The 23,295-nt window shown below is 71.8% G+C and carries 23 protein-coding genes and 5 tRNA genes; 19 read left to right on the forward strand and 9 right to left on the reverse strand.

Annotated features, from left to right (window positions below):
- The first annotated feature begins 65 nt into the window (after positions 1-65).
- From ACIQI8_RS39770 to ACIQI8_RS39815, 10 genes are all read left to right on the forward strand, one after another.
- A complete protein-coding gene (locus ACIQI8_RS39770; RefSeq protein ID WP_402362268.1) occupies positions 66-716 on the forward strand; it encodes an HAD family hydrolase in 651 nt (216 codons plus the stop codon).
- A 324-nt stretch (positions 717-1,040) separates the two neighbouring features.
- Positions 1,041-2,072 carry a methionine ABC transporter ATP-binding protein gene (locus tag ACIQI8_RS39775; protein ID WP_402362271.1) on the forward strand — a complete coding sequence of 344 codons (1,032 nt, stop codon included), beginning with the start codon at positions 1,041-1,043 and terminating at the stop codon, positions 2,070-2,072.
- Entirely contained in the window at positions 2,069-2,794 is a 726-nt protein-coding gene (locus tag ACIQI8_RS39780) for a methionine ABC transporter permease (RefSeq protein ID WP_402362274.1), read from the forward strand. Before ACIQI8_RS39775 ends, ACIQI8_RS39780 begins: the two co-directional genes overlap by 4 nt.
- Positions 2,795-2,863: 69 nt before the next feature.
- Complete coding sequence (locus ACIQI8_RS39785) at positions 2,864-3,700, forward strand: MetQ/NlpA family ABC transporter substrate-binding protein (RefSeq protein ID WP_402362277.1); 837 nt, start codon at positions 2,864-2,866, stop codon at positions 3,698-3,700.
- A gap of 131 nt (positions 3,701-3,831) precedes the next feature.
- Positions 3,832-4,470, forward strand: coding sequence for a GNAT family N-acetyltransferase (locus ACIQI8_RS39790; protein ID WP_402362280.1), 639 nt, complete (start codon positions 3,832-3,834; stop codon positions 4,468-4,470).
- A gap of 101 nt (positions 4,471-4,571) precedes the next feature.
- Positions 4,572-5,792 carry a precorrin-6y C5,15-methyltransferase (decarboxylating) subunit CbiE gene (gene cbiE, locus ACIQI8_RS39795; RefSeq protein ID WP_402362283.1) on the forward strand — a complete coding sequence of 407 codons (1,221 nt, stop codon included), beginning with the start codon at positions 4,572-4,574 and terminating at the stop codon, positions 5,790-5,792.
- A gap of 392 nt (positions 5,793-6,184) precedes the next feature.
- The gene (gene cobT / locus ACIQI8_RS39800) at positions 6,185-10,006 is read left to right on the forward strand and encodes a nicotinate-nucleotide--dimethylbenzimidazole phosphoribosyltransferase (RefSeq protein ID WP_402362286.1); all 3,822 of its coding nucleotides are present in this window, start codon (positions 6,185-6,187) and stop codon (positions 10,004-10,006) included.
- A gap of 187 nt (positions 10,007-10,193) precedes the next feature.
- Positions 10,194-11,426: a uroporphyrinogen-III C-methyltransferase gene (gene cobA / locus ACIQI8_RS39805; RefSeq protein ID WP_402362289.1), complete on the forward strand. Its 1,233-nt coding sequence runs from the start codon at positions 10,194-10,196 to the stop codon at positions 11,424-11,426.
- 64 nt (positions 11,427-11,490) lie between these two features.
- Entirely contained in the window at positions 11,491-12,309 is an 819-nt protein-coding gene (locus ACIQI8_RS39810; protein WP_124002790.1) for an RNA methyltransferase, read from the forward strand.
- A 3-nt stretch (positions 12,310-12,312) separates the two neighbouring features.
- Positions 12,313-12,705 carry an NUDIX domain-containing protein gene (locus ACIQI8_RS39815; protein WP_402362293.1) on the forward strand — a complete coding sequence of 131 codons (393 nt, stop codon included), beginning with the start codon at positions 12,313-12,315 and terminating at the stop codon, positions 12,703-12,705.
- Positions 12,706-12,726: 21 nt separating this feature from the next.
- Here ACIQI8_RS39815 and ACIQI8_RS39820 read toward each other — a convergent pair whose 3' ends face one another.
- Positions 12,727-14,133, reverse strand: a complete 1,407-nt coding sequence (locus ACIQI8_RS39820) for a serine/threonine-protein kinase (RefSeq protein ID WP_402362296.1) — start codon at positions 14,131-14,133, stop codon at positions 12,727-12,729.
- 196 nt (positions 14,134-14,329) lie between these two features.
- On the opposite strand from ACIQI8_RS39820, the gene ACIQI8_RS39825 reads away from it, so the two are divergent.
- From ACIQI8_RS39825 to ACIQI8_RS39840, 4 genes are all read left to right on the forward strand, one after another.
- Entirely contained in the window at positions 14,330-14,605 is a 276-nt protein-coding gene (locus tag ACIQI8_RS39825; protein WP_124002793.1) for a hypothetical protein, read from the forward strand.
- Positions 14,606-14,803: 198 nt separating this feature from the next.
- Positions 14,804-15,010, forward strand: coding sequence for a hypothetical protein (locus ACIQI8_RS39830; RefSeq protein WP_402362299.1), 207 nt, complete (start codon positions 14,804-14,806; stop codon positions 15,008-15,010).
- 425 nt (positions 15,011-15,435) lie between these two features.
- Entirely contained in the window at positions 15,436-16,422 is a 987-nt protein-coding gene (locus tag ACIQI8_RS39835; protein WP_402362302.1) for a phosphotransferase family protein, read from the forward strand.
- 80 nt (positions 16,423-16,502) lie between these two features.
- The gene (locus ACIQI8_RS39840) at positions 16,503-16,802 is read left to right on the forward strand and encodes a zf-TFIIB domain-containing protein (protein ID WP_402362305.1); all 300 of its coding nucleotides are present in this window, start codon (positions 16,503-16,505) and stop codon (positions 16,800-16,802) included.
- Between the two features lie 67 nt (positions 16,803-16,869).
- On the opposite strand, the gene ACIQI8_RS39845 is transcribed toward ACIQI8_RS39840, so the two are convergent.
- The 5 genes from ACIQI8_RS39845 to ACIQI8_RS39865 form a co-directional block, all read right to left on the reverse strand.
- Positions 16,870-16,941 (reverse strand) — tRNA-Val (locus ACIQI8_RS39845).
- A gap of 34 nt (positions 16,942-16,975) precedes the next feature.
- A tRNA-Val gene (locus ACIQI8_RS39850) sits at positions 16,976-17,047 on the reverse strand.
- A gap of 41 nt (positions 17,048-17,088) precedes the next feature.
- A tRNA-Val gene (locus ACIQI8_RS39855) sits at positions 17,089-17,160 on the reverse strand.
- Position 17,161: 1 nt separating this feature from the next.
- Positions 17,162-17,235: transfer RNA gene (locus tag ACIQI8_RS39860), tRNA-Cys, on the reverse strand.
- 38 nt (positions 17,236-17,273) lie between these two features.
- Positions 17,274-17,346: transfer RNA gene (locus ACIQI8_RS39865), tRNA-Gly, on the reverse strand.
- Positions 17,347-17,525: 179 nt separating this feature from the next.
- On the opposite strand from ACIQI8_RS39865, the gene ACIQI8_RS39870 reads away from it, so the two are divergent.
- Genes ACIQI8_RS39870 through ACIQI8_RS39880 form a run of 3 tightly spaced genes read left to right on the forward strand, consistent with a single transcriptional unit; the run spans position 17,526 to position 20,263 of the window.
- Positions 17,526-18,569: a chorismate-binding protein gene (locus ACIQI8_RS39870; RefSeq protein WP_402362308.1), complete on the forward strand. Its 1,044-nt coding sequence runs from the start codon at positions 17,526-17,528 to the stop codon at positions 18,567-18,569.
- A complete protein-coding gene (locus ACIQI8_RS39875) occupies positions 18,566-19,387 on the forward strand; it encodes an aminotransferase class IV (protein WP_402362311.1) in 822 nt (273 codons plus the stop codon). The genes ACIQI8_RS39870 and ACIQI8_RS39875 overlap by 4 nt, the downstream gene beginning before the upstream one ends.
- A 51-nt stretch (positions 19,388-19,438) precedes the next feature.
- Positions 19,439-20,263, forward strand: coding sequence for a GNAT family N-acetyltransferase (locus tag ACIQI8_RS39880; RefSeq protein WP_402362314.1), 825 nt, complete (start codon positions 19,439-19,441; stop codon positions 20,261-20,263).
- 26 nt (positions 20,264-20,289) lie between these two features.
- On the opposite strand, the gene ACIQI8_RS39885 is transcribed toward ACIQI8_RS39880, so the two are convergent.
- Positions 20,290-20,817 (reverse strand): DsbA family protein, encoded by a 528-nt coding sequence (locus tag ACIQI8_RS39885; RefSeq protein WP_402362317.1) that lies wholly within the window; start codon positions 20,815-20,817, stop codon positions 20,290-20,292.
- Positions 20,818-21,047: 230 nt separating this feature from the next.
- On the opposite strand from ACIQI8_RS39885, the gene ACIQI8_RS39890 reads away from it, so the two are divergent.
- On the forward strand, positions 21,048-21,500 hold the full coding sequence (locus ACIQI8_RS39890) for a hypothetical protein (RefSeq protein WP_402362320.1): 453 nt from the start codon (positions 21,048-21,050) through the stop codon (positions 21,498-21,500).
- Between the two features lie 175 nt (positions 21,501-21,675).
- Positions 21,676-21,828, forward strand: a complete 153-nt coding sequence (locus ACIQI8_RS39895) for a hypothetical protein (RefSeq protein ID WP_402362323.1) — start codon at positions 21,676-21,678, stop codon at positions 21,826-21,828.
- Between the two features lie 88 nt (positions 21,829-21,916).
- Here ACIQI8_RS39895 and ACIQI8_RS39900 read toward each other — a convergent pair whose 3' ends face one another.
- Together ACIQI8_RS39900 and ACIQI8_RS39905 are read right to left on the reverse strand one after the other, a co-directional pair.
- Positions 21,917-22,477, reverse strand: a complete 561-nt coding sequence (locus ACIQI8_RS39900; RefSeq protein ID WP_402362326.1) for a CGNR zinc finger domain-containing protein — start codon at positions 22,475-22,477, stop codon at positions 21,917-21,919.
- A gap of 260 nt (positions 22,478-22,737) precedes the next feature.
- The gene (locus ACIQI8_RS39905; protein ID WP_004002642.1) at positions 22,738-23,151 is read right to left on the reverse strand and encodes an SsgA family sporulation/cell division regulator; all 414 of its coding nucleotides are present in this window, start codon (positions 23,149-23,151) and stop codon (positions 22,738-22,740) included.
- Between the last annotated feature and the right edge of the window lie 144 nt (positions 23,152-23,295).

The raw sequence follows: 23,295 nt of genomic DNA on the forward strand, positions 1-23,295 counted from the left end.
CGACCCTATTACGGGCCAAAAGGCCCGATGCCGTCGCCCCCGCCGTGCGACGTAGGGTCGGGAACATGAAGATCCACGCCGAGGCCCTCCTGTTCGACAACGACGGCACGCTCGTCTCCTCCCTCGCATCCGTACGCCGTTGCTGGACCGGCTGGGCGCGGGAGTACGGCATCAGCGCCGAGGCGTTCGGGGGCGTCGAACTGCACGGGCGCACGGCCGCGGAGATAGCCGCCGATCTGCTGCCCGCCGACGTCGTGCCGGCGGCCGTCGCGCGGATCGAGCAGTTGGAGGTGGAGGACGTGCCCAACGGGGGTGTCCACCTGCTGCCCGGCACGAAGGCGTTCCTCGACTCCCTGCCGCCCGACCGCTGGGCCGTCGTCACCTCCGCCACCCGCCCCCTCGCCGAGGCCCGGCTCGATGCCGTCGGCATCCTGCCCAAGACGCTGATCACCGCCGACGACGTCACGCGCGGCAAGCCCGACCCCGAGCCCTACCTCCGCGCCGCCCGCGAACTCGGCGTCGACCCGGCCCGCTGTGTCGTCTTCGAGGACGCCCCGGCAGGCCTGCGCGCAGGCCGCGCGGCCGGCATGACCACCGTGGCGTTGACCACAACCCACCAGGCCCACGAGCTCACCGCCGACCTCGTGGTGAACGACCTCTCGGCCTTGTCCGCGCTGGTCGTCGCCGGGGCAGTGGAGATCTCGGTACGCGGCTGAAAGGTGTCCGTGGCCGTCCAGCATGCGGACAGCGGCATTTGGTAAGGACCATACGTCTGCTTTACTGATCACATGACCACGACGAGCGAACGCACCCTTGCGACCGAGGCGACCCTGACGCCCGGTGCTCGTTGTATGTGTCGAATGTGCGCCTTCTAGAGGGCCCCTCGCACCACCCCCTGAGACTCGCGCCCCGAAGCGAGCCGCTGCGGCATGTCCGTACGTCGTCGAACGCCGTACGTGACCACCCTGCCCCGCGCACCCCCTTGTCTCCCGTACCAGGGCACACCCACGCCCGCGTACTCGACAGTGACGGAAACCCCAGTGATCACGACATCAGGCCTCACGAAGGTCTACCGCTCGCGCGGCCGGGAGGTCACCGCCCTGGACGGCGTCGATCTCCACGTCCGCGAAGGCGAGGTGTACGGCGTCATCGGCCAGTCCGGCGCCGGCAAGTCCTCGCTCATCCGCTGCGTCAACCTGCTGGAGCGCCCCACCGCCGGGACGGTGACCGTCGCCGGACAGGACCTGACCGCCCTGGCCGGCCGCGGCCCCCGCGCCGGCCGGGAACTCCGGCAGGCGCGCAGCCGTATCGGCATGGTCTTCCAGCACTTCAACCTGCTGTCCTCGCGGACGGTCCAGGACAACATCGAGCTGCCGCTCGAGATCCTCGGCAAGTCGGGGAAGGAGCGGTCCGCCAAGGCGCTCGAACTCCTCGACCTGGTCGGGCTCGCCGACAAGGCGAAGGCCTACCCCGCCCAGCTCTCCGGCGGCCAGAAGCAGCGCGTCGGCATCGCCCGCGCCCTGGCCGGCGACCCCAAGGTGCTCCTGTCCGACGAGGCGACCAGCGCCCTCGACCCGGAGACCACCCGCTCGATCCTCCAGTTGCTGCGCGACCTGAACCAGCAGCTGGGTCTGACCGTCCTGCTCATCACGCACGAGATGAACGTCGTGAAGTCCATCTGCGACTCCGCCGCGCTCATGGAGCGGGGCCGCATCGTCGAGTCCGGCACGGTGAGCGAGCTGCTCGCGACCCCGGGCTCCGAGCTGGCCGCCGCGCTGTTCCCGGTCGAGGGCGAGGCCACCGGCGCCGACCGCACGGTCGTCGACGTCACCTTCCAGGGCGAGGCCGCCACCCGGCCCGTCATCTCCCAGCTCTCGCGCACCTACAACATCGACATATCGATCCTCGGCGCCGCCATCGACACCGTCGGCGGACTCCAGGTCGGCCGCATGCGCATCGAACTGCCCGGCCGCTACGAGGACAACGTCGTGCCCATCGGCTTCCTGCGCGAACAGGGCCTGCAGATCGACATCGTGGGCGAGCCCCAGCTCGTGAAGGAAGGTGCCAAGTGACCTGGTCCGAGATGCAGCCGCTGCTGTCCCAGGCGTGTTGGGACACCCTCTACATGGTCGGCTGGTCCACCCTCATCGCCGTGCTCGGCGGGCTGCCGCTCGGCGTCCTGCTCGTCCTCACCGACCGGGGCGGCCTGCTGCAGAACGTCGTCGCCAACAAGGTCGTCGGACAGGTCGTGAACGTCGCCCGGTCGATGCCGTTCATCATCCTGATGGTCGCGCTGATGAGCTTCACGCGGGCCATCACGGGGACGACCATCGGCCGCGAGGCCGCCATCGTGCCGCTCGCCATCGGCGCCATCCCCTTCTTCGCGCGCCTGGTCGAGACGGCTGTCCGCGAAGTGGACGGCGGGCTCGTGGAGGCCGTGCAGTCGATGGGCGGCAACACCTGGACGATCGTGCGCAAGGTCCTCGTACCGGAGTCGCTGCCCTCACTGATCTCCTCCACCACGACCACGATCGTCGCCCTCATCGGCTACTCGGCCATGGCCGGCACGGTCGGCGCCGGCGGCCTCGGCGACATCGCCATCCGCTACGGCTACCAGCGCTTCGAGACCCAGCTGATGTGGATCACCGTCGCGATCCTCGCCGTCGTCATCTCGCTCATCCAGTTCGCCGGCGACTACGCGGCCCGCTCACTGCACCGGCGCGCCGGTCAGTCCGGACCCGCCCCCAGGCTCCGGCTGCTCAAGGCGTCCACCGCGACGAGCAAGACCGTCTGAGCCACCCCACCCAGAACGCCCCGCACACCCAACGCGGGGTCGCTGCACCCTGAAGGAAAGGCACTTTTCGTGCGTAACACCGCAAAGATCACCACCGCTGTCCTCGCCGCCGGAGCCCTCACCCTCGGGCTCACCGCGTGCGGTTCGGACAAGGACTCCGCGGGCTCCTCGTCCGACTACAGCGGCCCGCTGGTCGTCGCCGCGAGCCCGACCCCGCACGCCGAGATCCTCAACTACGTCAAGGACAACCTGGCGAAGAAGGCCGGACTCGACCTGGAGGTCAAGGAGTTCCAGGACTACATCGTCCCGAACACGGCGACCGAGGACGGCTCGGTGGACGCCAACTACTTCCAGAACCAGCCCTACCTCGACGACTTCAACAAGAAGCGCGGCACCCACATCGTGCCCGTCGTCACGGTGCACCTGGAGCCGCTCGGCCTCTACTCCCACAAGGTCAAGAGCGTCGACGCCCTCAAGAGCGGCGCGACCGTCGCCGTCCCCAACGACGCGGTGAACGAGGCGCGTTCGCTGAAGCTGCTCGCCGCGAACGGGCTCATCACCCTCAAGGACGGCGCCGGCAACGAGGCGACCCCGCAGGACATCGCCAAGAACCCGAAGAACCTCAAGTTCAAGGAGGTCGAGGCGGCCCAGACCGCACGCTCCCTGGACGACGTGGACGCCGCGGTGATCAACGGCAACTACGCGATCTCCGCGGACATCAAGCCCGCCAAGGACGCCCTCGTCCTGGAGTCCGCGAAGAACAGCCCCTACGGCAACTTCCTCGCGGTCAAGGAGGGCAACGAGAAGGACCCGCGGGTGAAGAAGCTCGCCACCCTCCTCACCTCCCCCGAGGTCAAGAAGTTCATCGAGGACAAGTACGACGGCTCCGTCATCCCGTCGTTCTAGTCGCGTATCGCCACGCACCGGGTCCACTCCCTCACTTGGGGTGGGCCCCGTGGTGCGTTTCGGTGGCGACATGCTGCATGCTGGGCAGTTCAGCAGGCCCTGCATGTTTTCCGAAGGTTACGGAGCGGCGCATGACTAGCACCTTCCCCAACATCTCCATCAGCACGGAGCGGTTGGTGCTGCGTCCCCTCGACGAGGACGATGTGCCCGCACTGGCCGAGATGATGAACGACGAACAGGTCGGCGCCTGGACCGACGTGCCACAGCCGTACACGGAGGACCGCGCCCGCGCCTGGATCACCGAGTACGCGCCCACCGAACGCGCGTCGGGCCGCGGACTCGACTTCGCCGTCACCGAATTCCTCACCCAGCGTCTGGTGGGCGTCATCCAACTCGCCAAGACCGACTGGCATGTTCGCTCCACCGAACTGTCGTACATCGTCGGCCCGTGGGCCCGCGGCGAGGGCTACGCCTCGGAGGCCGCGCTCGCCACCGCCCAATGGCTGTTCACCGACCAGAAGTTCGAGCGGATCGAGCTGCGCACGGCGGCCGACAACACCGCCTCGCAACAGGTCGCGCAGAAGATCGGCTGCATCAGCGAGGGCGTCCTGCGCGGTGCCTGCATAGCGCATGTCCGCGCCGAGGACGGCACTTGGAGCGATGTGCGCACCGACTTCATCGTGTGGAGTCTGCTGCCCGAGGACCTCGACGGCGCCGGCGAGCAGCTCGCCGACACCAGCGGTTTCACCTCGTACACCGACTGGAACTGAACCCTCGGGGCACGAGGGGGACAGCACCCCCGGCGGCGGCACCTGACACCAGGTACCCTCACGGAGCCCGACCTGCGTAAACCCCCTGGAGACTGACGACAATGGCCGACCGCGTCACGGTGATCGGCTGGGACGGCTCGCCGCCGACCGCCGCGGCCCGCTCCGCCCTGGGCGCCGCCACCCTGGTCGCCGGCTCCGCCCACCACCTCGCGCTTCCCGAGGTACCGCCCCGCGCCGAACGCATCCGCCTCGGCAGCGTCGCCCTCGCCGCCCGCCGCATCGCCGCCCACCGCGGCTCCGCGGTCGTGCTCGCCGACGGCGACCCCGGGTTCTTCGGAGTCGTACGCACCCTGCGCGCACCGGAGTTCGGCCTGGAGGTCGAGGTCGTCCCCGCGGTCTCCTCCGTCGCCGCCGCCTTCGCCCGGGCCGGCATGCCCTGGGACGACGCGCAGGTGGTCGTCGCCCACCGCCGCACCCTGCGCCGCGCGGTGAACGTGTGCCGCGCCCACGCCAAGGTCGCCGTCCTCACCTCGCCGGGCGCGGGCCCGGCCGAACTCGGCCTGCTCCTGGAGGGCGTGCACCGCACCTTCGTCATCTGCGAGGAACTCGGCACCGACCGCGAGCAGGTCACCGTCGTCACCTCCGACAAGGCCGCCGACCACTCCTGGCGCGACCCGAACGTCGTCATCGTCATCGGCGGCTCCGCCGGACCGGGCGTCGACGGCGAGGGCGGCGGCTGGCTCGCCGGTCGCGACCCGGGCACCGAACCCCGCGGCTGGGTACTGCCCGACGAGTCCTACGGCGGTCACCTCGGCGAGGGCGAGACGGATCTGCTGCGCGCCGCCCAACTCGCCCGCCTGGGACCGCGCGTGGGCGACCTGGTGTGGGACATCGGCTGCGGCAGCGGCGCCTTCACCGTCGAGGCCGCACGGGCCGGCGCCGCCGTCATCGCCGTCGACCGCGATGTGGCCGCCTGCGCCCGCACCGAGGCCGTCGCGCGCGGCTTCGGAGTCCAGCCGCAGATCATCCACGGCACCGCCCCGCACGTCCTGGAGAACCTCCCCGAACCCGACGTGGTCCGCGTCGGCGGCGGAGGAGCGGCCGTGGTCTCCGCCGTCGTCGACCGCCGCCCGCAGCGCATCGTCGCGCACGCCGCCACCCGCGACGCGGCCGAACTCCTCGGCCGGGACCTGACGGAGCACGGCTACCGCGTCGAGTGCGCCCTCCTGCAGTCCGTCGAACTGGACATCCGCGCGTGGACGGAGAAGGAGCGGAGCGTCGCGTTCCTGCTCAGCGGCGTGCTCCCGGAGCGCACCACGTGAGCCCCGTACCGCCCCAGTGATCCTGTTTTATTCCGTCCCGGTGATCCTGTAGTCGTACCGCGCGCGGTAGGCTGGCCGACCGTTGTACCGCATCGGGTGGCCCGGCACTTCGTTCGTCAATGTCCGGAAAACGCGCCCGTTTTGGGATGGGGTGTGGTACGGCACAACCGGGGGACGCGCAACGTGGCGCAGTCCACAGCGGCCCGTCGCGGATCAAGCTGCCAAGGCGGGGCAACGGCCGCGACAATGCCACTGAATGGCTTTGTCGCCTTTTACGGACGGGTCGTTCGTGCCGCTGGACAGGCACGCTCGTTCTTCACTGCGGGGGCGGTCGGTGCGCCGTCCCCGGTGGGCTGGACGTAGAAGCACTAACCGATGGGCGAGGGGTACGCATGACGGACACCGGCCAGGTCCCGGGCGAGGGACTGCCGGAGAGCGCAGGCATGGTGGAACAGCCGGGCGTCCCCCCGCACGGCGCGTACACCTACCTCTCCGAGACCACCGCCGAGGACGAAGACCTGTTGCTGCTCCCGGGCGCGCAGAGCCCCTGGGGCAACGAGGTCGCCCCGCCGGCACCCGAGCCGGTCGTCGAGACCGTCCACGAACCCGGCCCGCACGAGACGGCGGGCCGTGACAGCGGCTCGGTCGACCTCAACGGCGTGCGCCTGCCCGACCCGACGCCCGCGTCGGCCCCGGTCCAGCCGCGCCGCCCCCTGCACCTCGGCCCGCCCACCCCCAACGCCTCCGCGAGCCCGGTCCGCTCCCTCGCCGACCGCGGCCCCACCGGAGCGCCGGTGTGGCAGTCCGCCCCGCCGACCCCCGCCGGCCCGGAGTACCTCGAAGCCTCCCAGCCACTGAGCGACCTGCCCCCGCAGGGCGCGAGCCCCTGGGGCGCCGCCCCGTCACAGGCGGCGGTCCAGACGCCGGTCCAGACCTCGGCCATCACCGAGGCACCGGCCGCCGAAACGGTTGTTCCGCCCCAGCAGCAGAGCCCCGAGCCGGTGGAGGTGTCCGCTGCCGCGCCCGCACCGGTGGCCGTCGCCGAGCAGGAGCCGGCATACGACCCCCAGGCGGCGCCGAACCTTGAGCCGAACGGCGATGCCGGATACGGCGGTTCGGGTCCGGAGGCCGGGGGAGCGGACTACGAGCACGGCCTTCAGCACGGCCAGGTTCCGGTGGGCATGTCCGCCGCGGAGGGCGGACAGAGCGCCGGCGCCGGGTTCGGCGCGGACGGTGGCCAGGGTGCCGAGAGCGGATTCGCCGCGGAGAACGGACAGGGCGTCGAGCCCGCGTTCGTCGTAGCGGGGGACCAGGGCTCCGCGGACAGCCTTCCGGGAGTTCCCCTCGCGCCCGTGGCGGACGGGACGCCCGGCCTTCCCGCCGACTCCGTGCCGCAGTTCGAGCAGGCCGACGTTCCGGTGGAGCCCGTCGGTCCGGACGCGGCGGCCGTCGAGGCGGCCTGGGCCGGCGCGGATGCCGGAGAAATCGTCGGTACGTTCCCGGAGACGGGGCACGTGGCGGACGTGACGCCCGACGCCGAACCCATCGCTGAGGCCGAGCCCGTCGGTCCGGACGCTGCGGGGCAGGTCCCGGAGAACATCCCGGCGTCCGACAACGGGCAGTTCGTCGAGGCCGCCGCACCCGAGCCGGTGCAGGCTTTCGAGGTGCCGCCGACTGAGGCAGTGCCGCCGCCGGCACCGGACCCCGAGGCCGCCATGGCATTCGAGGCCCCCGAGCCCCAGGTCGCCCACGACGACTCCGCCGTCCACGCGGTCGCCGTCGAGCCCGCTCCGGACGCCGTGGAACCGACGGCACTCGCCCCCGTCGGGGAGCAGACCCCGGAACCGACCGAGCCCGATCTCGTCGAAGCCGTCCAGGTCCTCCCGTTCCCCGAGCCCGCGGACACGACGCCGGCCCCGCACGACACGGCAGCGGCCCCGCAGCCGACGGAAGTCGCCGCTCCGGCCGCCGACATGGCCGTATCCCACGAGCCGTCCGTCCAGCCGGTGGACCCCGAGTCCACCCCTTGGAACGAGCCCGCGCAGCCCGCGATCCCGGACGCCGAACCGCACGGCACGCTCGCGCCCAACCCGGTGCCGCCCCTCGCGGTCGTCGCGTCGGCCGCCACGGACACCCCCTCCGACGCCCCTGCGGAAGCGCCGGAAGGTCATGCGACCCTCGCCCCCCAGGGGCCGGTCACCGGCAACGCGCCCGAGTCCGCTGCCCTTCCCCCGGAGGTGGCGCCGGAACAGCCCGTCGGCCAGTTCGTCCCCGTCGAGGGCTCGGTGCCGACCACTCCGCACCTCGCGCCGACCCCGCCGCACCCCCTCACCCTCCCCGCGGAGGAGGAGGCCGTCGGCACGGTTCCCGCGCCCCGGGAGGCCGACCCCGACGTCGTACAGCAGGCGGAGGACCTGGACACCAGGGCCGCCGAGCAGGAAGAGAGCACGGCCGCAGTGGCAGAAGCACGACAGTCCACCGGCCCGGCCGCGCCCGCCTACGACGACGCCGAGCGCGAGGCCGTGCTCAAGGTCATGCGTGAGCGGCGCGACATCCGCAACGGCTTCCGCAGCGACCCCATCCCGCACGACGTGCTGCTGCGTGTCCTGGAGGCGGCCCACACCGCGCCCTCCGTCGGCCACTCGCAGCCCTGGGACTTCGTCGTCATCCGCTCCGCCGAGACGCGCGGCGCGATGCACGAACTGGCCCAGCGCCAGCGCGAGGCGTACGCCAAGTCGCTGCCGAAGGGCCGGGCGAAGCAGTTCAAGGAACTGAAGATCGAGGCCATCCTCGACACCCCGGTGAACATCGTCGTCACCGCCGACCCGACCCGGGGCGGCCGGCACACCCTCGGCCGTCACACGCAGCCGCAGATGGCGCCGTACTCCGCCGCCCTCGCGGTCGAGAACCTCTGGCTCGCCGCCCGCGCGGAGGGCCTCGGCGTCGGCTGGGTCAGCTTCTTCGACGAGCGTGAGATGGTCCGCGCGCTCGGCCTGCCGGAGCACCTTGAGGTCATCGCCTACCTCTGCGTCGGCTATGTCGACGAGTTCCCGGAGGAGCCCGAGCTGATGCAGGCGGGCTGGTCCAAGCGCCGCCCGCTGTCGTGGGTCGTGCACGAGGAGACGTACGGCCGCCGCGCCCTGCCCGGCGAGGACCCGCACGACCTGCTCGGCGAGACCGTCTCCCAGATCCGCCCGCTGGACGCCAAGGCGCTCGGCGAGGCCTGGGAGCGGCAGAAGCGGATGACCAAGCCGGCCGGCGCGCTCGGCATGCTGGAGATCATCTCCGCCCAGCTGTCCGGGCTGTCCCGGCAGTGCCCGCCGCCCATCCCGGAGCCCGCGGCCGTCGCGATCTTCGCCGGTGACCACGGGGTCCACGCCCAGGGCGTCACCCCGTGGCCGCAGGAGGTGACGGCCCAGATGGTCGCCAACTTCCTCGGTGGCGGCGCGGTCTGCAACGCCTTCGCGACCCAGGTGGGCGCCGAGGTCTGCGTGGTGGACGTCGGCGTCGCGTCCGAACTCCCGGCCACACCCGGCCTGTTGCCCCGCAAGGTCCGCGCGGGTACGTCCGACATGACGACCGGCCCCGCCATGACCCGCGAGGAGGCCAAGCAGGCCATCGAGGTCGGCATCGAGACCGCCCGCGACCTGGTCGCGGCCGGCAACAAGGCGCTGCTCACCGGTGAGATGGGCATCGCGAACACCACCGCGTCCGCGGCCCTGATCGCGGTCTACACGGACACCGACCCGGCCGAGGTCACGGGCCGTGGCACCGGCATCAACGACGAGACGCTGGCCCGCAAGACCGAGGTCGTCCGCCGCGCCATCGAACTCCACCAGCCGGACCCGGCCGACCCCATCGGCGTACTCGCCGCGATCGGCGGCTTCGAACACGCCGCCATCGTCGGCCTCCTCCTCGGCGGCGCGTCCTTGCGTACGCCGGTGATCCTGGACGGCGTCAGCGCGGGCGCCGCGGCCCTGGTCGCCCGCGCCATCGCCCCGGAGGTCCTCGCGGCCTGCATCGCCGGCCACCGCAGCGCCGAACCGGGCCACGTCGCCGCCCTGAACAAACTCGGCCTCCGTCCCCTGGTCGACCTCGACCTCCGCCTCGGCGAGGGCACAGGCGCGCTACTGGCTCTGCCGCTGGTACAGAGCACGGCCAGGGCGATGCACGAGGTGGCGACGTTCGATTCGGCGGGGGTAACGGAGAAGTAGGGGCGGCAGGTTGGCTGACCCGGGGTGCTACTACTCCGGGTCACTCCCGTACGCAGCCTCGGTTGCGCACCCGGCACCAGAGCTCAGCCACCGCACACCCGAGCCGCCGCGAATCTCCCCGCCCTCTAAAATCTGCACGTCAGGGCATCCGCATCGCACCACCGCCACACCAGGGAGCCGCACCCCCATGGCCGAACACCCCGCCTATCCCGTAGGCCTCCGCCTCACCGGCCGCAGGGTCGTCGTCCTGGGTGCGGGCCAGGTAGCCCAGCGCCGCCTCCCCGCACTCATCGCGGCCGGCGCCGACATCCTCCTCGTATCCCCCGAAGCAACCCCCTCCGTGGAGGCGATGGCGGACGCGGGCGAGATCACCTGGCAGCAGCGCCCGTACGCGGAAGGCGACCTCGCCGACGCCTGGTACGCCCTCATCGCCACCAGCGACCCCGAGGCCAACACCGCCGCCTCCGCCGAAGCGGAGCGCCACCGCGTCTGGTGCGTCCGCTCGGACGACGCCGACCAGGCCACCGCCTGGACGCCGGCCACCGGCCACAGCGAGGGCGTCACCGTGGCCGTCCTCACCACCGACGCCCGCGGCCGCGACCCCCGCCACACCGCCGCCATCAGGGACGCGGTCGTCGCGGGCCTGCGCGACGGCACCCTCGTCGCCCCCCACCACCGCACCCGCACCCCCGGCGTCGCCCTCGTCGGCGGCGGCCCCGGCGACCCGGACCTCATCACCGTCCGAGGTCGCCGCCTGCTCGCCGAGGCGGACGTGGTCATCACCGACCACCTCGGCCCCCGCGACCTCCTGGCCGAACTCTCCCCGAGCGTCGAGGTGATCGACGCGGCGAAACTGCCCTACGGCCGCTTCATGGCCCAGGAAGCCATCAACAACGCCCTGATCGAACACGCCAGGCAGGGCAAGTCGGTCGTACGACTGAAGGGTGGCGACCCGTTCGTCTACGGCCGGGGGATGGAGGAGGTCCAGGCGCTCGCCGAGGCCGGCATCCCGTGCACGGTCGTCCCCGGCATCTCCAGCTCGATCTCGGTCCCGGGCGCGGCCGGCATCCCGGTCACCCACCGGGGTGTCGCGCACGAGTTCACCGTGGTCAGCGGACACATCGCCCCCGACGACGAGCGCTCCCTCGTCGACTGGCCGGCCCTCGCCCGGCTGACCGGCACGCTGGTGATCCTGATGGGCGTCGGCACGATCGGGAAGGTGGCCGAAACGCTCGTGGCGCACGGCAAGTCCCCCGATACGCCGGTCGCCGTGATCCAGGAGGGCACCACGGCAGGTCAGCGGCGCGTCGACGCGACCCTCGCGACGGTCGCCGAGACGGTCCGTACGGAGGAAGTGAAGGCCCCGTCGGTCATCGTCATCGGCGAGGTCGTGGACGTGGGCCCCAAGAGGCACGCGTAACCACGGGTAACCCAACCCCGTTCCAGCCGTTGGCACCACACCCAGGACAAGGCAGTATCACCCTGTGGCCGATCTCATCACCGTTGAGGATCCCGACGACCCGCGCCTGCGTGATTACACGGGCCTGACCGACGTAGAGCTGCGCCGTAAGCGCGAACCGGCCGAGGGCCTGTTCATCGCCGAGGGCGAGAAGGTCATCAGACGGGCCAAGGACACTGGTTACGAGATGCGCTCGATGCTGCTGTCCGCGAAGTGGGTCGACGTCATGCGTGACGTCATCGACGAACTCCCCGCCCCCGTCTACGCGGTGAGCCCGGAGCTCGCCGAACAGGTCACCGGTTACCACGTGCACCGCGGCGCGCTCGCCTCCATGCAGCGCAAGCCGCTGCCGACGGCAGCCGACCTGCTCCAGACCACCCGGCGCGTGGTCGTCATGGAGTCGGTCAACGACCACACCAACATCGGCGCGATCTTCCGCTCGGCCGCGGCCCTGGGCATGGACGCGGTCCTGCTCTCACCGGACTGCGCCGACCCGCTCTACCGCCGGAGCGTCAAGGTCTCCATGGGTGCGGTCTTCTCGGTTCCGTACGCCCGTCTCGACACGTGGCCCAAGGGCCTGGAGTCGGTCCGCGAGGCCGGCTTCACCCTCCTCGCCCTCACCCCCGACGAGAAGGCCAGATCCCTCGACGAGGCGGCCCCGCACCGGATGGACCGCGTCGCCCTGATGCTCGGCGCGGAGGGCGACGGCCTCTCCACGCAGGCCCTGGTGGCCGCCGACGAGTGGGTCCGCATCCCGATGTCCCACGGCGTCGACTCCCTGAACGTCGGCGCGGCGGCAGCGGTCGCCTTCTACGCGGTGGCCACCGGCCGCCCCGAGGCGTAGCCGATGGCACGGCGCGAGGCGATCGTGGCGGTACTGCGCCGCGACGGCCGAGTCCTGGTCGTCCGGCGCGGCCCCACCGTCGCCCGGCCCGGCTACTGGCAACCCCTCAGCGGCAAGCTCGAACCGGGGGAGACCCAGCAGCAGGCCCTGGTCCGCGAGGTCCACGAGGAGATCGGCCTGACCGTCTCCCCGGGCGCCAAGGTCTGGGAGTCACTCACCGACGACGGCCACTTCCGCCTGCACTGGTGGACCGCCGAGAACTCCACCGACGAGCCCGTCCCCGACGGCGACGAGGTCACCGAGGCCCGCTGGGTCACACCGGAGGAGTACCTCGCGCTGAGCCCGGTCTTCGAGGCCGACCGGGAGTTCTTCGAGCGGATCCTGCCGACCCTCTGACACCCCATCGGGGCCGACGCCCTATTGAGACGCCCGGTCCGCGGGCGGCTGCTCCTGCCGTACGACATCCCGGTCCCCGCCGAGCCCCCTTGACGGCCCCTGACACCCCTGCGCGGCGGCGATGCCGAGCGCCACGAGCAGCGTCACCACGACGAACACGAACAGCCGCTGTCTCAACAGCCGTGGATTGGCGGGCCGTCGACCCGTACCCGTGTTCCTGGGCCCCGGCCGCCCAGCACCGCTGCGCGGCGCGGGCCGGCTCCCACTGCCGTTGCCGGAACGCGTCGTGTTCCGCGCCGGAGGCGTGTTCCGGCTCCCCGCGCGGGACGACGACGGACCGCCACCGCCCGCACGGGACGCACCGCTGCCCCGAGAAGGAGCGTTGCCCCGCGGCCCGGCCGAACCCTGCGAGCCCGCCGGATTGCCCTGCCCCCCATGCCCCGACTGCGAGCCCTGCTGTCCCCCCTGCGAACCCTTCGTCCCCTGCGAAGGCCGCCGCTGGACGGCCCGCTGCTGGTCCGGATAGGTGTCCGAGAGCCGCCCGGTGGGCCGGTCCGCCTCGCCGGCGCGCGGCGCGGGCGGCCGGACGTCGCCGAGCCCCTGGGTCTCGCGGGCGGCGATCTCCTTGAGGCGGAGCGACAGTTGGAGGGTGCTGGGCCGGTCCTGCGGGTCCTTCGCCAGACAGGCCCGCACCAGCGGGGCGAGCGCGTCCGGGACGCCGTGCAGCTGGGGCTCCTCGTGCACCACGCGGTACAGCATCACCTCGGAACTGCCGTGCCCGAAGGGCGAGTCACCCATCGAGGCGTACGCGAGGGTCGCGCCGAGGGAGAAGACGTCGGTGGCCGGCGTGACGGCGGCCCCCCGCACCTGCTCGGGCGCGAGGAAGCCGGGCGAGCCGACGGCCGTACCGACGTGGGTGAGCGTCGAGGCCCCGGTCGCCCAGGCGATGCCGAAGTCGATGATCCGCGGCCCCTTGGGGGACAGCAGGATGTTGGAGGGCTTGAGATCCCGGTGCACCACGCCGGCCTCGTGCACGGCGACGAGCCCCTCCGACAACGCGGCGCCCACCGCGGCCACCTCGGCCGCGCCGAGCGACCCCTCGTCGGCGACCTTGTCGTGCAGCGAGGGCCCGGGCACGTACTGCGTGGCGAACCACGGCCGGTCGGCGTCGAGATCGGCGGCGACCAGCCGAGCGGTGCACCCGCCCCTGATCCGTCGCGCGGCGGAGACCTCACGGGCGAACCGCGAGCGGAACTCCTGATCCTCCGCCAGATCGGGCCGGATCACCTTGAGCGCGACCCGCTGCCCCTTCTTGTCGGAGCCCAGATAGACAACGCCCATCCCACCCGCGCCGAGCCGTCTGTGAAGCCTGAACGAGCCGACGACACGCGGGTCCTCGCGCCTCAGGCGCATCATCGCCATGTTCATCCCCGCTGCCCGGTCCGTGTGACGAGCGACAGCTTACGTTTCCACGGCCGCCCGCGCGCAGAGGCCGCGCCCTCTCGCCCAGATGGATTGTCAGTGCCGGGTGGGAGACTTGAAGAGTGGTCAGGGACCGCGTGAACAGCGGGACTTCGCCCGCGCTGTGATCCCAACCACCCGCCACAGAAGGGGGATTGAGTGCGTGAAGGGTGATCGCGTGGAGATAGTCGTGGACGCCGGGGACACGACAAGGACATACGAGGTGGTAGCGAGCAGGGCGGGCCGTCGGGTCGAGACGGCGGTGCGCCGAGGTGTCGTGGAAGTGAGCGAAGTCACCCGCAGCGGTTCCGTGGTCCGCACGGCCCGTTTCATGGCGACCCGGGTGCTGGCCCTGGTCGAACAGCCGGTGCCCAGGGAGGACAGCTCGGAGAAGGCAGGGCACACCGGACAGCCCCTCCGGGAAGACCCTGAGACCTAGGACTCCGTCTCCACCCAGGGGAGTAGTTCCCAGGTCACGGCTCATCCTCCGGGAGGCCCGGGAATCGGTACGAGGGCATGACGTGCGCCAGGGGCCGGACGCCTAGATTTGAGGTCAAGCGGCGGGTGCAGCACTCGTCCCCCGAGGTCAGACACCCGCCGCTGCCAACGACAACTGAGTTCGGTCAGGAGAGGGACCATGGCCTACACGGCACCGCGGGCACAGATCCGCACGCTGGAGCGCAAGGCGCACACCGCTTTCCGCCCCCGCCGTCAGGGCCGCCGCCACCCGCTGGTGGCGACACTCATGGCCCTCCCTCTGGCCGCGCTGCTGCTCCTCGTCTTCGACGGCTGGGAGACAGTGGCGACACAGGCGTCGTCCGTGGGCGTGATGCTGGGGCGCTGAGCGGCGACCCCAGGCCCGGAAGAGCGGTCCGGGCGGGGACATCCACCCATGAAACCCCGTGGGGACGGGGGTGCGGCGGACGGCAAAACGCCGGCGCAGCTGGGGAGCTGCGCCGGCGTTGCTTTGCCCGAAAACGCCACGACGCGTTCTTCTGGCTTTCGAGCCAGCCGGAGTTCAAAACCGAGCCTTCGCCATCCCGAACCCCCACCCACCCCGAGGTGGCTGCGCCTCTTGCACACCGGTCCGCATCATCCAGCCCGTCCGGCGTTTGAGGACAAGGCCCGTTCAGGGCCGTGGCGGGGTCTGGGGGCGCAGCCCCCAGTGGGGTCGAAGGGGCAAAGCCCCTGGAGGATGGGACGGGTAGGGGCGGCGGGGGCGAAAACCGTACGCTCGTGCAACAGCCCCACCCACCCCCAGGGAGCCCCGTGCCCACCACCCCCCTGCTCACCGAACTCACCACCCGAGCCAGGGCCACGGCACACACACGCACCCCCACCTGCCCCTGCCTCCGCGGAAGCGACCGCACGGAAACCCTCGCCGACCGCCCCGACGCCACAGTCGTCCGCCACGCGGACACCGTCGCGAAGGCCCACGCCCCGGCCACCCCCCTCCCCGACCTCACCACCCGCCTCGCCACAGCCGCCCACCTCCCCGGCGTCTTCCTCCCCCCACTCCTCCCGGCCCCCGTCGACCTGCACGGCCGCCTGGTGACCTTCTGGCCGTACGGCACCCCCGTGGACCCGAAGGACCCCGACGCGGCCCCCTGGGAAGCCGCGGCAACCCTCCTCGCCCACCTGCACCGCACCCCCTTGGTATCCCTCGCCCCCACCCCACGCACCCCCCTGCCCCCCATGCAAGGCCCCGCCAAAGCGGCCCACGCCGTAGCCCGCCTCCGCGCCGCCGCCGAGGCCACCGCCGCCGAAAGCCCCGCCGTACCCCCCGTCCTCGCCGCCTGGTCCACCCTCCCCACCTGGGCCCGCGCCGAGACCCCCATGCCGGACCGCACCACCCTCTGCCACGGCGACCTCCACCTCGGCCAACTCGTCCGCCACCCGGCCCCTGACGGCCCATGGCTCCTCATCGACGTCGACGACCTCGGCACCGGCGTCCCCGCCTGGGACCTCGCCCGCCCCGCGGCCTGGTACGCCTGTGGCCTCCTCCCACCCGACGAGTGGACCCGCTTCCTCACCGCGTACCGCGTCGCCGGCGGCCCCGCCGTCCCGCCCGACGGCGACCCCTGGCCCGCCCTTGACGTCCCCGCCCGCGCCCTCACCGTCCAGACGGCGGCCCGCGCGATCGTCAAGGCGACCACCGAGCACCGCCCCCTGGACGAGATCGAGATGTCCGTGATCGACGCATGCGCCCGAATGAGTTCGACCCCACCGGAGTTGACCCCCGGTTTCCCGAAGTAGGGTGCAACCGACCGCCGCCGGACGGAGTCTGTCCTGGCGAAACGGGAAACAGGTCCGACGGGCGAGGAGTTGAGCCGGCCATGCAGTGTCCGAAGTGTCATGGGTCGATGCAGACGTACAACCGCAACGGCGTTCAGATCGAGCAGTGCAGCAACTGCCGCGGGATCTTTCTCGACTACGGCGAGCTCGAGGCGCTGACCCGCGTGGAGTCCCAGTGGCAGCAGCCCGCCCCGCCGCCCCCGGGCCCGCAGGGCTACCCCGCCCCGGTCGCACCCGCCTGGGGCGCCCCGCACGGCGGCGGTCACGGCGGAGGCCACTACGGCGGTCACGGCGGTCACCACCGACACAAGAGCTTCGGCCACATGCTGTTCTCCAGCTGACCGGAACCACACGCACGCACCACGAAGAAGCCCCCAACCGTCCGAGACGGCTGGGGGCTTCGGTGTGTGGACGATACTGGGATTGAACCAGTGACCTCTTCCGTGTCAGGGAAGCGCTCTCCCGCTGAGCTAATCGTCCTCGGGACCGTGACCCGGAGATCACGAGTACTGCGTGCGCGATACTGGGATTGAACCAGTGACCTCTTCCGTGTCAGGGAAGCGCTCTCCCGCTGAGCTAATCGCGCGGGGTCGAAGCCTCACGGCTCCAGAAGCCGGAAGGCTCCAGTGGACGATACTGGGATTGAACCAGTGACCTCTTCCGTGTCAGGGAAGCGCTCTCCCGCTGAGCTAATCGTCCTTGGAGGTGGAGACGGGATTTGAACCCGTGTAGACGGCTTTGCAGGCCGTTGCCTCGCCTCTCGGCCACTCCACCAGGAGTGCGGGGGTCGGGAAGATCCCCCATTTCCTGCGAGCGGACGACCAGGTTCGAACTGGCGACCTCAACCTTGGCAAGGTTGCGCTCTACCAACTGAGCTACGTCCGCTTGTCGTTTCCGGTTCGCGTGCGCGGCCCGGCGACGTGTTGAACTCTAGCGGATTCCGGGGCCAGTACAAAAACGCGTTTGTGCAGCGTGCTGCGCTGCGCCCGCTCACGCGCGTGGCCTGGGCATCCTCGGGGACACGGCCGGGCCACCTCCCCGACACCCGCCATAGACTCGACCGCGTGCTCGACCTCCCGCCCCTCGCCCGCTTCGGTGACCGCGTCGCCACCGGGCTCCTCGACGTCACCGACGACCCCGCGGCCCTGGACTCGACCGGTTTCTGGGCCGTCGCCGCGGACTTCGAGGGCCGTCTGACCTGCGCGCGCTTCAGCGACGTACGAGAGGAGCCGGTGCCCGCGCCGGTGCCGGGGCGGTGGCGGGGGCCGGCGGTCGGTGACTGGACGTCGTCGCTCGACCGCGTCGCGTACACGGCGGGGGTGCGTCGGATCCGGGAGCACATCGCGGCCGGTGAGGTCTACCAGGCGAACCTGTGCCGGGTGCTCGCCGCGCCCGTCGCCGCCGGCGCCGACGTGGACGCCCTGACCGCGCTGCTGGCCCGCGGCAACCCGGCGCCGTACGCAGGAACGATCCGGCTGCCGGAGCACGGTGTGGAGATCGCCACCGCGTCCCCGGAGTTGTTCCTGCGCCGAGCCGGACGGATCGTCGAGTCCGGGCCGATCAAGGGCACCGGGCGCACCGAGGCGGACCTCCTGGAGAAGGACTACGCCGAGAACGTGATGATCGTGGACCTGGTCCGCAACGACCTCGGGCGGGTGTGCGCCACCGGCAGTGTGACCGTGCCCGACCTGTGCGCGGTCGAGAAGCACCCGGGGCTCGTGCACCTGGTGTCGACGGTCCACGGCGAGCTGCGCGACGGCGCCGGCTGGCCGGAACTGCTCGCCGCCGCCTTCCCGCCCGGCTCGGTCACCGGCGCGCCCAAGTCCAGCGCCCTGCGGATCATCGACGCCCTGGAGACGGCACCCCGCGGCCCGTACTGCGGTGGCATCGGCTGGGTCGACGGGGACCGTGGTACGGGCGAACTGGCCGTCGGGATCCGTACGTTCTGGATCGACCGGGCGGCGGGGGAGCTCCGCTTCGGCACCGGTGCCGGCATCACCTGGGGTTCCGACCCCGAGGGGGAGTGGCGGGAGACCGAGCTGAAGGCGGGCCGGCTGCTCGCGATAGCGTCGGGGGCGTACGAGGTGAGTGGAGAGGGACTGACGTGAAGATCTGGCTCGACGGCGGGCTCCAGGACATCGAGTCCGCCCGCGTCTCCGTCTTCGACCACGGACTGACCGTGGGCGACGGCATCTTCGAGACACTGAAGGCGGTGGACGGCAGGCCGTTCGCGCTCACCCGGCACCTGGACCGGCTGACCCGCTCCGCGCGCGGCCTCGGCCTGCCGGACCCGGACCACGACGAGGTCCGCCGCGCCTGTGCCGCCGTGCTGGCCGCGAACCCGATGCCGCTCGGCCGCCTGCGGATCACGTACACGGGCGGCCACGGCCCGCTCGGTTCGGACCGCGGCGACCGCGGCCCCACCCTCGTCGTCGCGCTGGGCGAGACCACCCGCCGCGCCGACTCCACGGCGGCCATCACCGTCCCGTGGACCCGCAACGAACGCGGCGCCCTCACCGGCCTGAAGACCACCTCGTACGCCGAGAACGTCGTGGCCCTGGCCCGCGCGCACCGTGAAGGCGCGTCCGAGGCGCTGTTCCCCAACACGGTCGGGCAGCTCTGCGAGGGCACCGGTTCGAACGTCTTCGTCGTCCTGGACGGCGAGATCCACACCCCGCCGCTCGCCTCCGGGTGCCTCGCGGGCGTCACGCGCGCGTTGGCGGTCGAATGGACCGGCGCCAAGGAGACCGACCTGCCGCTCGACGTCCTGCAGCGGGCCGACGAGGTCTTCCTCACCTCCACCCTGCGCGACGTCCAGGCCGTGCACCGCGTCGACGACCGCGAACTCCCGGGCGCACCGGGCCCGGTGACCGCGAAGGCCATGCGCATCTTCGACGAGCGGTCGGGCGACGACCAAGATCCGTGAGCCGAATAAATTGGGCAGACGTCGGCGGCGACTGCGGGTAGAACTCCCTTGATGACCACCACCCTGCGGCCGACCGAGCCGCTCCAGCGCGCCGTCGACGGGACGCGTTCACGCCACTACCAGGTGTGCGTGAACAGCCGTCCCGTCGGCACCCTCCACCTCGGCACCTCGCCCGCCTTCGGTGACGCGGTGGCCCGCATCGTCGACCTGCGCATCGAGGAGCCGGACCGCCGTCGGGGCCGCGGCACGGTGGCCGCGCTGGCCGCGGAGGAGGTGGCGCGCGGCTGGGGCTGCCGCCAGATCGAGATCAGCGTGGCCGCGGACGCGGAAGCGGCCCTGCGGCTCGTCAAGGCGGTGGGCTACGTCCCGCGCAACCGCGGCATGCGCAAGCCGCTCGGCGACACCCCGCCCGCCCTGCCCGCAGGCAGCCACGGCCGACCCATGACCGAGGCCGACTTCGAGGCGTGGCACGCGCACGAGTCGGAGGCGTACGCGCGCGTGTGGATCGACCGGGGCGTCCCCGAGGCCGAGGCGTACGCGAAGGCCCGGCGCGACCACGAGACCCTGCTGCCGCGCGGGCTCGCCACCGAGAACATGCTGTTCAGCGTCCTCGAACACGAGGGCACACAGGTGGGCACCCTGTGGGTGGCGCTGACGCCGGACGGAGCCTTCGTCTACGACGTCGAGGCCGACCCCGCCCACCGCGGCCGCGGACACGGCCGTTCGCTCATGCTGCTCGCGGAGACCCAGGCGATCGCCGCCGGCCGCCGCACCCTCGGCCTCAACGTGTTCGCCGACAACACCCCGGCCGAGCGGCTGTACGAGTCCCTCGGCTACGAGACGACGCGGTACGCCCTGTACAAGTCACTGCTGTAGGCACGAGCCGCGGCCGGAGCCGCCGGTCAGGCGTCCTGCTGTCCGGCCAGCAGTCGGTCCGCGATCTCCTCGATCCGCTCGCGCAGCCCCTCCTGGCTCTTGCCGCCGTCCAGGCGCACCCCGCCGATGATGTACGTCGGGGTGCCGGTCACGCCGATCGCCTTGCCCTCGGCCTGGTCGGCGTCGACGATCAGGATGTGCCGACCGTCGATCAGCGCGGTGTCGAACTCCTCGGCGTCCAGACCGAGTTCACCGGCCACCTCGACCAGGAAGGGTTCTCCCTTACGGTCCAGCTCCGCGACCCGCTCCAGCACGGCCTCGACGTACGGCCACCCCTGACCCTGCTCCAGCGCCTCCTCCGCGGCCTGCGCGGCGGCGAAGGCGTGCTGGTGCTTCTCCGCCGGGAAGTGCCGCAGCCGCAGCTCCAGCCGGTCGCCGTAGCGGGCCCGCAGGGCGCGCAGATCCGTCAGGGCGGCACGGCAGTCGGGGCACTGGAGTTCGCACCACACCTCGAGAACGGGTGCGGCGGGCAGTTCGGGGGAGGAGTCACTCATGGCCACAGTCTTCCAGCCCGGGCCCGCACGCCCCAATCGGACGTCGGGCGGCCCGCCATCGAAATACCTGATGGGGCACCTCGCGGTGGGCCCGGGACCGGCACCTGCGGATGAGCCGACCCGGAGATGTCCCTGATGTCCGGCCGGAGCATGGCCCCGCGGGGGTCGGGCGGTGCAGGATGGAAGGGACGAAGCGACCGCGCCCGACCGAGGCCCGCCAGGAGGACCGGATGATTGCCGAGACAGTCTGTTCCGCCGTGTCCGCGGCCGGCCTGGGCATCGCGGCGGTCACCGCGTACCGCAAGCGCTTCCTCTCCGCCGCCCGTATCGCGGCCTACTCGCTCGTGCCCGTCGGCCTGGTGATGACCGGTGTCGTGGGGTGGGTGGCGGACACCGCGTTCAGCCCGACCGCCTGGGCCGGCTTCGTGGTGCTCGGTGCCTCGTGGCTGCTGTTCATGGGGACGCGCGCCGTGGAGCGCCGTCGCGGCGGCACCCGCAAGGAGCGCAGGGCGGCCCGGGCCGCGCAGCAGTCCGAGGCGCCGGTCGCCCCGAGGGCCTCGGCACCCTCGCTGGGTCCGAGCACCCGGGCGTCCACCCGTCCGGCGAACGCGCCCCGCGCGAACGCGGGCGCGGGGGACGATTTCAGCGACATCGAGGCCATCCTCAAGAAGCACGGCATATGAATCGCGCGGCGGCGCATATGTCCGGTGCATGACGACTGAAACGACACAGTGGATCACCTCGCTGTCCGGAAGTGATCACGACCCGAAACGGACAACACGGAATTCGGCGAACTCCCAGTCATTCCGGGCGTGTTGATCGCGCGGGGGGTGCGGTCTAGGACATCATCGCCGCGAGATGCTGGACACGCCCCAGAGGGAAGCCGCGCCGCCGGAGAACGAGCCGCGTGGATGCCTCTTCGCCCTTTCCCAGCCACCGCTGATGATCTTCCTTGCGGTGATCGGGTGTCTGCTGCTCATGGCTGCGCTGCACGACCTGCTGTTGCTGTGAGCCGTACCCGTGGTTCCCGACGTCACCCGTCGGGGACCACGACGACACCACCCTCGGTACCCACGGCCGGCTCGATGTCAGGGCCGGCTCAGCCCGCCGCTTCCTTGCGACGCGCCCGGTACGCGGCCACGTGCAACCGGTTTCCGCAGGTGCGGCTGTCGCAGTAGCGGCGCGAGCGGTTGCGGGAGAGGTCGACGAAGGCGCGCCGGCAGTCCGGTGCCTCGCAGCGCCGCAGCCGCTCCTGCTCACCGGCGACCACGAAGAAGGCCAGCGCCATCCCGCAGTCCGCGGCGAGGTGGTCGGCGACGGAGGCGCCGGGCGCGAAGTAGTGCACATGCCAGTCGTAGCCGTCGTGGTCCGTCAGGCGCGGGGTGGTGCCCGCGGCGGCGACCAGCTCGTTGATCTGCCGGGCCGCGGCGCGGGGGTCCGCCTCGGCGAAGACCGCGGCGAACCTGCCGCGGATCCTGCGCACCGCCGAGAGGTCGAACTCCGACAGGATCCCGACGTCGCTGATCTCGTGGTTTCGCACGAACTCCTCGAGAGCCGCGGTGTCCGGCAGCCCCTCCGGGGTCGCCTCGTCCTCCGGTGCGGTGTTCACCAGGTCCACCACAGTGTCTAGGGCGCACCGGGTGTCGTGGGTGATGAGCACGTTTCGCTCCCTGGCCTGGGGGTCGGGCACACACCCGCCGTTGCTGGCCGATGGTAATGGCTCGGCCGGTCGAGGCACGGGTTCCGGCCCCTCACCCTTCGTGCGGGAGCCCTTCCCGCCGGAGTTCCTCGCGCCCACGCACCGGCGCCGTCACCGCGAGGGATCGCGGTGACGGCGCCGGTGCGCACGGTATGCGGATGTCGAAGCCCGAGCCGTCTCCCCGAGTCGACGGCGCCGGGCGGCTTTGCGGGGCCGCGGGCCTAGCTCTCCGCCAGGATGTGCGAGAGCTCTTGATCGAGATCGAAGTGCCGGTGTTCCGTGCCGGGAGGCACGGCGGCGTCGGTTCGCTTCAGGAAGGACTCCAGCGCTCGCGCCGGGGCCTCCAGGAGGGCCTCGCCCTCCGGGGAGCTCAGGGCGATGCACACGACGCCCTGACCGTGGCTGCGCGACGGCCAGACACGGACGTCGCCGGTGCCGGTGGGCCGGTGGAGGCCTTCCGCGAGGAGGTCGCGGGCGAACACCCACTCGACGGTCTCCTCGGCTCCGGTGTGGAAGGTGGCGTGCACGGCGTAGGGGTCGGCCGTGTCGTACCGCAGGCCTGCGGGGACAGGCAGGGATGACTCGCTCGACACAACGAGGCGCAGGTGCAGCTCGCAGCTGACCGTGGTGTTCATAAGCGCCAGGGCCTTTCGCTCAGTGTGCGCTCGGGGATTCGCACGTCGGCGAAATCGACATGCCACCTACGGTGCCGTTGTAAACCCCTCTGAGTGTTTTGCGTGCCTTTACGTAACTCTTCCGGCCGAGAGCCTGTTCGCACG

The sequence above is a fragment of the Streptomyces sp. NPDC092369 genome, from assembly GCF_044755245.1.
Classification (GTDB): Bacteria; Actinomycetota; Actinomycetes; order Streptomycetales; family Streptomycetaceae; genus Streptomyces.